The sequence below is a fragment of the Dyella sp. 01L423 genome (genome assembly GCF_056399945.1).
On sequence record NZ_JBFTSI010000004.1, the window covers coordinates 37,352 to 49,881 of the forward strand.

Genomic DNA, 12,530 nt, shown 5'->3' on the forward strand with positions numbered 1-12,530 from the left:
CGCTATCATGAGAGTTTTACGCCCGGGAAATACCGTGTCCGCCGTCCAGTTTGCCGCTTGCCGCTCATGAAGGTGCGGGCCACCTTTTCACTGTTGTTTGCGCTGGTGAGCGCCCTGATGCTGGGCTTGGCTGCCGGCGCGGTCTGGATGGTTCCGACGCTCTACATGCGCCACCCCCTGCCCTGGTTGGCACTGCCGGCGGGCTGGCTGCTGGGCAAGGCGGTGCGCCATTGGATTCGCCCCGCCGGTGGCCATGCCGCCATCCTGGCTGCCACCGCGACCTTCGTGGCGGTCCTCTACGTCAACGTGCTGACGGCCGCGGCCCGCATTTCCGGCCTGATGGGCCTGGGCCTGGTCGACGCCATGCGCACAGCCGGCCTCGGCCTGCTGCTCCAGCTCGCCGAACTGGGTTGCACGCCCATCGACGACGTCTGGTTCCTCGCCGGCATGGGTATCGCTGCCTTCGTCGCGTTCCGCCACGACCAGCCCCCGAAGACCGGCGGCTGATCGAGTCTCAACTCTCCAGCGTCTTCAGTGCGGCGACCAGTTCGCTGGCGGCCGCCTGGCCATCGCCGTAAAGCATGCGCGCGTTGTCGGCATAGAACAGCGCGTTCTCGATGCCGGCAAAGCCCGTGCCCTTGCCGCGCTTGACCACGATCACCTGCCTGGCATCGGCCACATCGAGGATGGGCATGCCGTAGATCGGCGAGGACGGATCGGTCTTGGCCAGCGGGTTGACCACGTCGTTGGCGCCGATCACCAGCGCGACGTCGGTCTGCGGAAATTCGGGGTTGATGTCGTCCATATCGGCGATCAGGTCGTAGGGCACGCCTGCTTCCGCCAGCAACACATTCATGTGACCGGGCATGCGACCGGCCACCGGATGGATCGCGAATTTCACCTTCACGCCGCGCTCGATCAGCAGCTTGGCGAATTCCCACACCTTGTGCTGCGCCTGCGCCACGGCCATGCCGTAACCGGGCACGATCACCACGCGCTCGGCGTAGGCCATCATCACCGCCGCATCGCTGGCCTCGATCGGTTTCTGGCTGCCGGCGATCTCCTGCGCGGCACCGCCGGCTGCGCCAAAGCTGCCGAACAGCACGTTGCCGATCGAGCGATTCATCGCCTTGGCCATCAGCTGGGTGAGCAAGGTACCGGCGGCGCCGACCACGGTGCCGGCGATGATCATCGCTTCGTTCTGCAGCACGAAGCCCTCGAACGCCACGGCCAGGCCGGTAAAGGCGTTGTAGAGCGAAATCACCACCGGCATGTCCGCGCCGCCGATCGGCAGGGTCATCATCAGGCCGAACAACAGCGCCAGCCCGAAGAAGGCGACAATCAGCGGCATGCTCAGCTGGCCGCTGGCGATCATCCCGCCCAGCGCGACAGCGGCGGCCAGCACCAGCAGATTGACGACCCGCTGCCCCGGGAAGACGAAGCGGCGGTCCAACCAGCCCTGCAACTTGGCGAAGGCGATCAGCGAGCCGGAAAAGCTGACCGAGCCGATCAGGGCGCCGAGCACCGCCAACACCAGCTGGGCCGTGCCGGGGGTATCCGCCCCGCTGGCCGTGAACTGGCCGCCGTCCAGCAGGGTCACCGCATTGCCCGCGTAGCTGAACAGTTCGGCCGCACCAATGGCCGCGGCCGCGCCACCGCCCATGCCGTTGTAGAGGGCCACCATCTGCGGCATGTCGGTCATGGCCACACGCCGCCCGGACCACCAGGCCGCGGAGACGCCGATCAGCACGGCGGCGAGGATCAGCCCCCGGTTGTGCAGGTCAGGCAGGGCAAAGGTGGCCAGCACCGCCACCAGCATGCCCACCCCGGCCCATACGATGCCGCCCCGCGCCGAACGCGGCGAGCTCATGCGCTTGAGACCGAGGATGAACAGCAGGGCAGCGAGGAAGTAACAGGCCTTGATCAGAACCGGCAGCCAGGCCATTACTTCGCCTCCTTGCCAGCGCCGGGCTTGCTGGACTTGAACATCTCCAGCATGCGTTCGGTCACCACATAACCGCCGGCGGCGTTGCCGGCACCTAGGAGTACCCCGATAAATCCGATGGTCATCTCGAACGGAGTCTGGGCGTGGCCTAGCGCTATCATGGCGCCCACCAGCACAATGCCGTGGATGAAGTTGGAGCCGGACATCAACGGCGTGTGCAGAATGACCGGTACCCGGGCGATGATCTCGTATCCCGTGAAAGCGGCCAGCATAAAGACATAAAGCGCCAGGAAACCGTCGAGCATGACCCCTCCCCGCCAGGACATCGGTGTAGCCGCACTATACGGTTGCGGGTCAACGCGTGCGAGCGTCGGACGTTGATAGCAGAGGACGTACCGATGGAGTCTCACGATGGCCGAGCCGGCGAACCGGATGAGGACGGCATGAATAGTGCTGTCTCCACGCTCGACACCGATTTGTTGGCCGACGACGTTCGGGCGGCTCCCGCGTCAATGAACGCCTTCCTGGCCCAGGTGGAGCGCCGTGCCTTCCGCATGGCCGAACTGAACCTGGGACACCGCGAAGACGCCATGGACGCCGTCCAGGACGCCATGCTGAGGCTGGTCAAGCATTACAGCGAGAAACCCGCGCAGGAATGGACTCCCCTGTTCTGGGGCATCCTGCGCCGGCGCATCGTGGATCTGCAGCGTCGCCGCAAAGTGCGCTCGATCATGGTGGGCTGGCTGGGCGGCAAGGATGATGACGGCGAAGATCTGCCCGCCTGGGAACCGGCCGACACCGGCCCCGGCCCGCTGGAGCGCCTGAACGATGCACAGTCGTACGCGGATATGGCGGCAGCCGTGAAACTGCTGCCCCGGCGTCAACGCGAAGCTTTCATGCTGCGCGTGCTGGAAGGCCTGGATGTGGCGGAAACCGCCCAGGCCATGGGATGTTCGGAAGGGAGCGTTAAAACACACCTGTCGCGCGCGCTGCAACGTTTGCGCGACCAACTGGAGGCATGGCGATGAATGCGCCTGACAACCACTTCGAACGTCGCGCCCGTGAGCTGTATCGCGAGGCTTCGCGCCAGCTCGACCCGGCCGTGGCTGCCCGCCTGCGTGCCGCCCGGCGCGACGCGCTAGCCAAAGCCGATCAGTCCTCGCTGGCGCACCGACTGCTGCAGCTGCTGCTGCCGGCAGGGGCGTTCGCCGCCATCGCGTTCGTCGCCTTGTTCATGTCCTCGCCGGTGCAACGCCCCACTACCGCCAAGCCCGCCGGCGCCAGCCAGATTGTCGACGTCGACGGCGAACTGCCGCCCGATGCCGCCGCCGCGGACCCGACGCTGTACCAGAACCTGGACTTCTACGGCTGGCTGGCCAAGAACAGCGATAGCGAGGCGAGCAGGTAACCATGCGTCGATGCCGTGTTTTCATGTCGCTGTTCTTAGTCCTTGGACTCAGCGGCATCGCCACAACCACGATGGCCCAGCAGAATCCGCCGCCGCCGGGCGCGCAGGATAATGTTCCGCATGGGCCGCCGCCGGGCGGCGGGGCTTTTCCGCCCGACTTGCCGCGGGGCGATATGCCGCCTGGCCCGCCGCCTGGCACACCCCCGGGTCCGCCGCCGCAACCGCGCCCGTGGCAGAGCCTGTCGCCGGACGAGCGCAGCATCCTGGCCCCGCTGGCCGACAAGTGGAATACGTTTCCACCCGAGCGCCAGGCGCACATGCTCCAGCGCGCCCAGCAGTGGCGGTCGCTGCCGCCGGACCAGCGCGAGGCGATCCGCCAGCGCATCGACCAGTGGCAGAAGATGACGCCGGAGCAGCGCGAACAGGCCCGCGAGAACAGCAAGCGCTTCCAGCAGCTGCCGCAGCAGGAGCGCGAGCAATTGCATGCCGCCTTCCAGCGCTTCCAGCAGCTGTCGCCCGATCAGCGCGAAGAGCTGTTGCGCCAGTGGCACAGCGAAATGCGCGACCGCCCGATGGGCCCACCGCCCAAGGGACCACCTGGCGGCGGCCCCAGGCATTGATCAAAAAGCCCCGCGATGCGGGGCTTTTTCATGTGCGTTGCGTCAGCCCTGGAAGTGGGGTTCGCCGTTGCGCGTGACGCAACTCTTGGCGATCAGTTCGTCGTTGAAGTCGGGCGACAGCGCACCGCCCTGCAGCATCAGTTCGAGGAAGTTGTAGATGTTGCGCGCAATCATCTCCGAGGCGTGCAGCGGTGCGCCGGCCGGCAGGTTGAGCGGGCCGAGGATCACTACCCCGTTGTGCTCCACCCGCTCGCCCGGCCGGGTCAGCTCGCAATTGCCGCCGCCCTCCGCCGCCAGATCGACGATCAGCGCGCCGGGCTTCATGCCATCGACCATCGCGCGGGTGACGATCTTGGGTGACGGACGGCCGGGCACGGCGGCGGTGGCCACGATCACATCGACACTCTTCAGATGCTCGGCCAGCGCCTGCTGCTGCGCGGCGCGTTCCTCGGCGGTGAGCTCGCGTGCGTAACCGCCGCTGCCGGCGGCGCTCACGCCCAGCTCGATGAATTTCGCGCCGAGCGATTCCACTTGTTCGCGCGTTTCAGGCCGCACGTCATAGCCCTCAGTCTGCGCACCGAGTCGACGCGCCGTGGCGATGGCTTGCAGGCCGGCCACGCCGGCGCCGATCACCAGTACGCGCGAGGGGCGTATGGTGCCGGCGGCGGTGGTGAGCATGGGGAAGAATTTTGGAGAGGCTTCGGCCGCGATCAACATGGCGCGATAACCGGCCACGGCCGCCTGCGAGCTGAGTACGTCCATCGCCTGCGCACGCGTCGTGCGCGGCAGCAATTCCAGCGCAAAAGCCGTCAGGCGCTGCTTGCCCATGGCCACGATGCGAGCCGCCGCGCCGTAGGGACGCAGCTGGCCCACCACCACCGCGCCTTCGCGCAATCGTGCCCAGACGCTGTCGTCAGGAGGCAGCACGCAGGTGAACACGTCGGCCTGCGCCAGCACGCTGTCGGCGTCGGCAAATTCGACATCGGCATAGCTGCTGTCGGGGAAACCGGCGGCTGCGCCGGCGCCGCGTTCGAGCAGCACCCGCGCGTCCTTGCCGCGGAGTTTCTTGGCCACTTCCGGTGTAATCGCGACGCGGCGTTCGCCAGCGGCGGTTTCGCGCAATGCAGCCACGGTGATCGGCATCGTGCATCCTCTGCGGGAGTGGTTAACCTGCAGGCATCCTATCTGAAGGCCCGCAGCACCGACCACCGCCCCTTGCAGTCATTCTTCCAAGGGAGTTAACTGGCCCGCCACCGGTACGCAAACCGCGTAGGTAGGCAGTTCCGGTGGGGATCCCGCTATGGAGATCCCGATGACTGCTGTCGTTGTTCCCGATGTCCTGCTTAACCTGGCGCGCCAGGCGCGTGAAAATGCGTACGCGCCCTACTCCCGCTTCCTCGTTGGTGCCGCGCTGGTGACCCGAGACGGCCGCTTTTTCAGCGGCTGCAATGTGGAAAACGCCTCGTATGGCCTGTGCAATTGTGCCGAACGCACGGCGCTGTTCTCCGCCGTGGCCGCCGGTTGCCGACCGGGCGACTTCGCCGCCATCGCCGTGATTGGCGACACGCCTGCACCCATCAGCCCTTGCGGCGCCTGCCGCCAGGTCATGTCCGAGCTGTGCGACGAGGCCACGCCCGTGTGGCTGGGCAATCTCACCGGCGCCGTGCAGGAAACCACGGTGCAGGCGCTGCTGCCGGGGTCGTTCCGGCTGGCCAGCTGATCGAGCAGCGGTGATAAAGCAGGAGTGAGTGGAGAGGAGTGAGAAGTGAGAGAAAGCCGCCCTCTCTCACTACTCACTCCTGTTCTCTCACGCCTGCCCTCCTGCGTTAGCATCAGGGTTTGGCATCCCCGGACCTCCCCATGTCCCACGCTCTTTCCCTGCTGCAGCAGCGCCATTCGGTTCCGTCCCGCCAGTTGGGCGAACCCGGCCCTGACGCGGCCACGCTGAACACCCTGCTCGAGGCGGCCATCCGTGTGCCCGACCACGGCAAGCTCGAGCCTTTTCGCATCATCCTGCTGCAAGGCGAGGCCAAGCGCGCCTTCGGTGAGCGCATGGCCACGCTGTCGCTGCGCGTCAACCCGGACATGGCCGATTCCAAACGCGAGAAGGACCGCACGCGCTACGACTTTGCCCCGCTGGTGGCGGTAGTGGTGGCGCGGCTCGATGCGCAGAGCAAGGTGCCGGTGATCGAGCAGCAGCTTTCCGCCGGCTGCGTGGCCTATAACCTGCTGCTGGGTGCCCAGGCATTGGGCTTTGGTGCGCAGTGGCTCACCGGCTGGGCGGCCTATCACCGCGATGCGGCGGCCGTGCTTGGCCTGAAGGACAACGAAAGCGTGATCGGCTTCGTGCATATCGGCACGCCGCAGATCGATGTACCCGATCGCGAACGGCCGGTACTCGAGCAGGTGATCAGCACATGGACGCCATGAGCCGTCCAGCCGTCCATCTGGTGGATGGCAGTCTCTATGTGTTTCGCGCCTGGCATTCCATGCCGGACGAGTTCCACGATACCGACGGACACCCCGTCAATGCCGTGCATGGCTTCACCCGCTTCCTGTGCGAACTGCTGGAACGCGTCAAGCCCGAGCACCTGGCGGTGGCTTTCGACGCCTCGCTCACTACCTCGTTCCGCAACGCGATTTATCCGGCCTACAAGGCCAATCGCGAACTGCCGCCGCCGGATCTGGAGCGCCAATTCGTGCTGTGCCGCGAAGTGACCCAGGCACTGGGCATACCGATGCTGATCGACCATACCTTCGAGGCGGACGATCTTATCGGCAGCGCCTTGTGGACCCTGCGGGCCCACGGCATGCGCAGCGTGATCGTGTCGGCGGACAAGGATTTTGGCCAGCTGCTGGGCGAGTTCGACGAACAATGGGATTACGCGCGCAACCTGCGCTGGGGTCCCGCCGGCGTGCACGAACGCATGGGCGTGCATCCCCATCAGGTGGCCGACTATCTGGCGCTGTGCGGAGATGCGGTCGACAACATCCCCGGCGTGCCCGGCGTGGGCGCCAAGACTGCGGCGGCTTTGCTCGCCCATTTCGGCAGTCTCGATGCACTGCTCGATCGCGTGGACGAGGTGCCGTTTCTGCGCATACGCGGCGCTGCCAGTTGCGCGGCGAAACTGCGTGAACATGCGGAAGCCGCTCGGCTGTATCGGCGTCTCACGCGGATTGCGCTGGATGCGCCGGTGCCGACGGAGGCAGATGCCCTGCGGCGGTTGCGCGGTGAAGCTGAGGCGATGGATGCGTTGTGCGAGCGGTTGCGCTTTGGGCCGCTGACGAGGACGCGGTTGAGGGCGTTGATGAGCTAGAGGCGGCCTAGCCTATCGCTGTAGGAGCGCACTTGTGCGCGACCAACCTACGAAGGGCGGCCCTTCGGTCCGCGGTCGCGCACAAGTGCGCTCCTACAAGGGGCCGGGTCGCAGTAGCATGAGGGCATGCAAGGCGTGCCCTCCACTTTTTCATCGCAGCGCGACGAAGCCGAGTTTCGCCTGGCGGCGCATCGACCGGGCGTCGAGCTCTATCGCGCACACATCGTGCGTCATGCCTTTGACCCGCATACGCACGATGGCTTTGGGCTTGGCGCGATCGAGTCGGGAGTGGAACGCTTCCGCTATCGCGGCGCGGATCATCTCGCTCCCGCCGATTCGGTGGTGATGATGAACCCCGATGAGTTGCATACCGGCCGCGCGGAGACCCACGGCGGCTGGCACTACCGCATGGCTTATGTCGAGCCCGCGGTGGTGGCCGAGGTGATGGGAGAATCCGCCTGGTGGTTCAGCGATATCGTGCGCGAGGATTTGCCCAGCGCGCGACGCGTGACCGAGCTGCTCGATGCGCTATGGCGCACGCGCGAACCACTGGCATTCGACAGTCTGTTGTTCGAACTGCTGAGCTTGTTTCGTAGGCATGCGCGGGTGCCTCACAAGGCTGCCGATGGACGTCCTGCGCGCTTCGCGCCTGTGGTGGATTATCTGCACGAGCATCTTGCGCACAGGCTCACGCTTGACGAGCTGGCTGCCGTCGCAGGACTGAGTCCGTTCCATTTTTTACGTCAGTTCCAATCGCAGCATCACGCCACGCCGCAGCAGATGCTGATGGCGTTCCGGCTTGCCGAAGCGAAGCGGTTGTTGTCGCGTGGTGAAGCGCCTGCGCAGGTGGCGGCCGCGGTGGGATTGACCGACCAGGCGCATCTGACGCGGACGTTCGCGCGTCGTTATGGGGTGACGCCGGCGCGGTATCAGCGGGCTGTGCGTTCGTAACACGCGCTCCGCCGCCTTTGTGGGAGCGGTACTCCAAGCGCAATCTGGTACAAGACAAACCGTTTGTACGGAGCCAGGCTGCGCCCATGTTGAAAGGCACCCTCTACGCACTCGCCGCCGGCCTCATGTGGGGCCTGGTCTTCGTCAGCCCGTTGCTGCTGCCGGAATATCCGGCGGCACTTCAGTCGGTCGGCCGCTACCTCGCCTTCGGCCTGATCGCGTTGCCGCTGGCCTGGATGGATCGACGCGCGCTAGGCGTGCTCAGCCGGGCCGACTGGATCGAAGCGGTCAAGCTCGCGGCGATCGGCAACCTGCTCTATTACCTGTGCCTGGCGAGTGCGATCCAACTGGCCGGCGCGCCGCTGCCGAGCATGATCATCGGCTGCTTGCCGGTGGTGATCGCGATCACCGCCAATCTGCGCTATGGCCATCGCGATGGCCACCTGCCGTGGTTGTCGCTGGCGCCGTCGCTGGGGTTGATCGCCATCGGCATCGCCTGCGTGAACCGGGCGGAGCTCGCCACGCTTGGCCATCCTTCCGGCGCGGATTTGTGGCGCTATGCGCGCGGCGGTTTGCTCGCGGTGGGCGCGGTGGTGTGCTGGACCTGGTATCCGCTGCGCAACGCCGCCTGGTTGCGCCGTCATCCGGATCGCAGCCCGCGCGCGTGGGCCACGGCGCTGGGCCTGGCCACCTTGCCGTTGGCGGTATGCGGCTATGCCGTGCTGTGGGCAGCGATGAAGATTGCCGATTATCCATTCGCCATGCCGTTCGGTCCGCATCCGGGGCGCTTCGTCGGCCTGATGGTCGCCATCGGCTTGTTCGCCTCATGGCTGGGCGCGCTGTGCTGGAACGCTGCGAGCCAGCGCCTGCCCACGGCGATCGCCGGACAGCTGATCGTGTTCGAGACCCTGGCAGCGTTGGCCTACGCTTTCATCCTGCGCGGTCACCCGCCCGGTGCACTCACCCTGGCCGGCGTGGCCTTGCTGGTCGCGGGTGTGATGTGGGCGGTGCGCATCAAACCGTTGCCGGTGGAACTGGCGGTGGAGTGAGGGCGTGGTTGTAGCCGACCGGACGGCGCGGCAACATGCATGACTCCCCTCCAGCCGCGCGGCCAAGCCGATGAATCAGCAAGACTCCCGCATTCCCGCCGATGCCAACGCGCCGGTGGAAACCCTTCATGTCGGCAAGTGGCTCAGCCTGCGCAAGCGCGGGCGCTGGGAGTTTGCCGAGCGCAACAATCCCGGCGGCGCGGTGATCATTCTGGCGGTGACGCCGGAGGACAAGCTGCTGTTCGTGGAGCAGTACCGCGTGGCCATCCAGAAACACACCATCGAAATGCCCGCCGGCCTGGTCGGCGACCTGCACGAGCATGGCGATGAAGACGTGCTGTTGGCGGCAGGTCGCGAGCTGGAAGAAGAAACCGGCTATCGCTGCGCGCGCCTGGATTTCATTCACGAGGGGCCGTCCTCCTCGGGCATGAGTACCGAGATGATCGCCTTCGTGCGCGCCTGGGACCTCGAGAAGGTGGGCCACGGCGGCGGCGACGAGAGCGAGAACATCATTGTCCACGAGGTGCCGATGGCGCAGGCCGGTGCGTGGCTGTTTGCTCGCGCCGCCGAGGGCTATTCGATCGACCCGAAACTGTTCGCCGGCCTGTGGTTTATCGAGCACACCCCGCCCAGGCCACAAAGCTGAACGCAAACCTCAGCGGGGGCTAAAGATTTCGGCGGGGACGCCGATGTGAGTCAGGACGACCCATCCCAACCTGACCACATCATGGACCCCTTTATGAAGAATACCCTGATCGCCGCCGCCCTGTTCCTGGCCGCCCCGCTGGCCGCCCACGCCGCTTGCGCCCCCACCGATTTCGCCGTGCAGGACTTCAAGATGAAGCTGGTCGGCGCCGGTGCCGCCGCCCGCCTAAGCCTCAGCGGCTCGCTGGTGAACCATTGCGCCGAAGCTGCCGCCGCGCAGATCAGCATCGACGCCAAGGACACCTCGGGCAAGGTCATCCAGAGCAAGAAGGGCTGGCCGGCCGGCACCACCAACATCGGCCCGGGCCAGTCCGTGGAATTCGATCTGGGCCGCCTGTTCCGCTTCGACCCCGAGATGCAGCAGTACACCGTCGGCGTGGCCGACGTGCGCACCTGGTAAACCTCGTGTTGGTGTAAGCCCCCTACGCTTTACTTTGCTTTTCTTCGAGGCTCCTCCCGGGGCCTCTTTTTTTGCGCCGATGCCGCGCAAGTGTGACGCAGTTCAAGTTTTTGAGAGTTTGTCCGATATGCTGGGGAGACCCAGTCACCGCCTCATCGGAGGCCCAGGGCGCCCTCTCGGCCAAGAGGGACCTGGCACCAGGGAGAGCCATGCATCTCGACATCCCTACCCTGACTCTCGCCTGCCTCCTGATGGGTATCGGTGCGGCGGTCGGTTTTACGTCGTTGATGGCGGTATTGAACACACAGAGGGTGCTGCGTATCTGGGTGGCCAGCATCTGGATCAACACCCTCGGCGTCACGCTGATCGGGCTGCGCAACCACATCCCTGACGTCATTTCGATCGTCATCGGCAACGGCCTGCTGGTCACCGGCAACATCCTCACGCTCAAGGGCATTGCCCAACACCTGGGCCTGCCGATGCGCTGGCGCTGGCCGGGCAGTTTTGCCGTGGTCTATACCGGCGCCATCGCCTGGTTCGCCTTTGTCACGCCCAACCTGGGCGCACGCTTGCTGGCCGGCAGCCTGCAGGCGATGGCGTTCAACTTCGCCTATGCCTATCTGCTGCTGCGCTACAGCGAGCCGGACATCCGCAAGAGCTGCCGCATCGCCGGCGCCGTGCTGGTGACCAATGGCCTGTTCTACCTTGCCCGCGTTTTCGCGCCCCTGGACCCGGGCTCCAGCCAGAACCTGATGACGGCCGGCATGCCGGTGGCGGCGACCTACGTGGTCGGCATCCTGACTACGCTCGCCTCTTACTTCGCGCTGCTGCAGCTCATCACCGAACGACTGGTAGTGGACCTGCGCCGCGCAGCACGCACCGACGGCCTCACCGGGCTGCTCAACCGCAGCGCGATCGTGGCGGAGGGCCGCGCATCACTGGAACGCTGCCTGGAGCGCGGGCAGCCATTTGCTCTGCTCATATTCGATCTGGATCACTTCAAGCAGATCAATGACCGCTGGGGCCATGACGCCGGCGATGCCGTGCTGCGCCACGTGGCGCAGATGCTGCGCAAGGCGGTGCAGCGGCCCAATTACCTGGCCAGCCGCTACGGCGGCGAAGAGTTCGTGGTGGCGCTGCCGGGCGCCACCCTGGTGCAGGGACTGGAGACGGCCGAGCGCTTGCGGCTCGCACTCGCCCATTCGCACGCACGCATGGGCGAGCAGATCATCCCGGTCACCGCCAGCATCGGCGTTGCCGTCGCGCGGCAGGGCACGCGTTTCGAGCATCTGGTGCGCCAGGCGGATCAGGCGATGTATCGCACCAAGTTCGACGGCCGCAACGGCGTGAGCTTTGCGGGAGACCACGATGCGCGACTGGCCGAAGCAGGCGATTCGCGCTGCTGACCGACCGCCGCACCGTCCTTGAAAACGGATCGGCCGGCTCCCTGCTGAAAGCGAAGCCAGCCGCCCTCACCGTGTCGACAGTCGAACTTATTTCGCCGTCTTAAGCTCGACCACCAAGGCCTTGGTCGGCGTCGTGCCCGTATTCTGATTGCTGTGTGTGATCGGCTCGCTATAGATCGCCTCGCCTGCCTTGCGATCCATCTCGGTCACCTTGCCGTCGGCGCTGGTGCTCTTCGCCTTTCCGCCCGTCTCGAAGTAGACGACGTTGGCCGGGTGCGAATGCATCGGCAACGATTCCCCGGGCTTCAACCAGACTTCAATGACTCGTACCTGATCGTTGTCGATCAGCACCTTGGTGTTTTTCGGCGCAACCTTGACCATGTCCTGGGCGAATACCGATCCTGCAAAGACGCAGGCCAGCGCCAGCAATGCGCACTTCATGCCGCACGAAACGGAAGTCTTCATCACACGTCCTCCAGCAGTTCGACGAGGTCGGTAAGGCATCCGCGAGGGCGCGGAAACCCGCGTTTGGACGTCCTTTTCCATGGTGGACGGAACGTCCACCTCATGCCCCTGCATGGATCCGAATACCAGCGAATCGACATGCGCTGTCGCCACACGTCGCGATCAGGGCGTGCGCAAGTCGAGGGGGCGGAGCGACGACGTGTGCGTTGAAAACGCCGAACACGACAAGTCGGGAAGGATGCTCCCGATGTCCGTAGAAACCTA

16 protein-coding genes are annotated in these 12,530 nt (G+C 65.7%); 12 read left to right on the top strand and 4 right to left on the bottom strand.

What is annotated here, in order from left to right; genetic code table 11:
• Positions 1-66: 66 nt before the first annotated feature.
• On the top strand, positions 67-507 hold the full coding sequence (locus AC1DMY_RS12765; RefSeq protein WP_477165325.1) for a hypothetical protein: 441 nt from the start codon (positions 67-69) through the stop codon (positions 505-507).
• A gap of 7 nt (positions 508-514) precedes the next feature.
• Here the strand turns inward: AC1DMY_RS12765 and AC1DMY_RS12770 are convergent, their stop codons facing one another.
• Both AC1DMY_RS12770 and AC1DMY_RS12775 read right to left on the bottom strand, forming a co-directional pair.
• Positions 515-1,945 (bottom strand): NAD(P)(+) transhydrogenase (Re/Si-specific) subunit beta, encoded by a 1,431-nt coding sequence (locus AC1DMY_RS12770; RefSeq protein ID WP_477165326.1) that lies wholly within the window; start codon positions 1,943-1,945, stop codon positions 515-517.
• Positions 1,945-2,250 carry an NAD(P) transhydrogenase subunit alpha part 2 gene (locus AC1DMY_RS12775; RefSeq protein ID WP_477165327.1) on the bottom strand — a complete coding sequence of 102 codons (306 nt, stop codon included), beginning with the start codon at positions 2,248-2,250 and terminating at the stop codon, positions 1,945-1,947. Before AC1DMY_RS12775 ends, AC1DMY_RS12770 begins: the two co-directional genes overlap by 1 nt.
• A 138-nt stretch (positions 2,251-2,388) precedes the next feature.
• Between AC1DMY_RS12775 and AC1DMY_RS12780 the strand changes: the two genes are divergently transcribed.
• From AC1DMY_RS12780 to AC1DMY_RS12790, 3 genes are read left to right on the top strand one after another with little or no spacing between them, the layout of a single operon-like run.
• Positions 2,389-2,973, top strand: a complete 585-nt coding sequence (locus AC1DMY_RS12780) for an RNA polymerase sigma factor (protein WP_477165328.1) — start codon at positions 2,389-2,391, stop codon at positions 2,971-2,973.
• Positions 2,970-3,353 (top strand): hypothetical protein, encoded by a 384-nt coding sequence (locus AC1DMY_RS12785; RefSeq protein WP_477165329.1) that lies wholly within the window; start codon positions 2,970-2,972, stop codon positions 3,351-3,353. The genes AC1DMY_RS12780 and AC1DMY_RS12785 overlap by 4 nt, the downstream gene beginning before the upstream one ends.
• Positions 3,354-3,376: 23 nt before the next feature.
• Entirely contained in the window at positions 3,377-3,973 is a 597-nt protein-coding gene (locus AC1DMY_RS12790; protein ID WP_477165330.1) for a DUF3106 domain-containing protein, read from the top strand.
• 42 nt (positions 3,974-4,015) lie between these two features.
• On the opposite strand, the gene AC1DMY_RS12795 is transcribed toward AC1DMY_RS12790, so the two are convergent.
• Positions 4,016-5,116, bottom strand: a complete 1,101-nt coding sequence (locus tag AC1DMY_RS12795) for an NAD(P) transhydrogenase subunit alpha (RefSeq protein WP_477165331.1) — start codon at positions 5,114-5,116, stop codon at positions 4,016-4,018.
• Between the two features lie 169 nt (positions 5,117-5,285).
• Here AC1DMY_RS12795 and cdd point away from each other — a divergent pair, with 169 nt between their 5' ends.
• The 8 genes from cdd to AC1DMY_RS12835 all read left to right on the top strand — a co-directional run bounded on the left by cdd (position 5,286) and on the right by AC1DMY_RS12835 (position 11,801).
• The gene (gene cdd / locus AC1DMY_RS12800) at positions 5,286-5,693 is read left to right on the top strand and encodes a cytidine deaminase (RefSeq protein ID WP_477165332.1); all 408 of its coding nucleotides are present in this window, start codon (positions 5,286-5,288) and stop codon (positions 5,691-5,693) included.
• Positions 5,694-5,833: 140 nt separating this feature from the next.
• The gene (locus AC1DMY_RS12805; RefSeq protein WP_477165333.1) at positions 5,834-6,403 is read left to right on the top strand and encodes a nitroreductase family protein; all 570 of its coding nucleotides are present in this window, start codon (positions 5,834-5,836) and stop codon (positions 6,401-6,403) included.
• Positions 6,391-7,290 (top strand): 5'-3' exonuclease, encoded by a 900-nt coding sequence (locus AC1DMY_RS12810; RefSeq protein WP_477165334.1) that lies wholly within the window; start codon positions 6,391-6,393, stop codon positions 7,288-7,290. The genes AC1DMY_RS12805 and AC1DMY_RS12810 overlap by 13 nt, the downstream gene beginning before the upstream one ends.
• Positions 7,291-7,416: 126 nt before the next feature.
• On the top strand, positions 7,417-8,241 hold the full coding sequence (locus tag AC1DMY_RS12815; protein ID WP_477165335.1) for an AraC family ligand binding domain-containing protein: 825 nt from the start codon (positions 7,417-7,419) through the stop codon (positions 8,239-8,241).
• Between the two features lie 86 nt (positions 8,242-8,327).
• Positions 8,328-9,290 (top strand): DMT family transporter, encoded by a 963-nt coding sequence (locus tag AC1DMY_RS12820; protein WP_477165336.1) that lies wholly within the window; start codon positions 8,328-8,330, stop codon positions 9,288-9,290.
• A 70-nt stretch (positions 9,291-9,360) separates the two neighbouring features.
• On the top strand, positions 9,361-9,936 hold the full coding sequence (locus AC1DMY_RS12825; protein ID WP_477165337.1) for an NUDIX hydrolase: 576 nt from the start codon (positions 9,361-9,363) through the stop codon (positions 9,934-9,936).
• 93 nt (positions 9,937-10,029) lie between these two features.
• Positions 10,030-10,395 (top strand): hypothetical protein, encoded by a 366-nt coding sequence (locus AC1DMY_RS12830; protein ID WP_477165338.1) that lies wholly within the window; start codon positions 10,030-10,032, stop codon positions 10,393-10,395.
• A gap of 209 nt (positions 10,396-10,604) precedes the next feature.
• Positions 10,605-11,801: a GGDEF domain-containing protein gene (locus tag AC1DMY_RS12835; protein WP_477165339.1), complete on the top strand. Its 1,197-nt coding sequence runs from the start codon at positions 10,605-10,607 to the stop codon at positions 11,799-11,801.
• 87 nt (positions 11,802-11,888) lie between these two features.
• On the opposite strand, the gene AC1DMY_RS12840 is transcribed toward AC1DMY_RS12835, so the two are convergent.
• Entirely contained in the window at positions 11,889-12,266 is a 378-nt protein-coding gene (locus AC1DMY_RS12840) for a cupin domain-containing protein (protein ID WP_477165559.1), read from the bottom strand.
• Between the last annotated feature and the right edge of the window lie 264 nt (positions 12,267-12,530).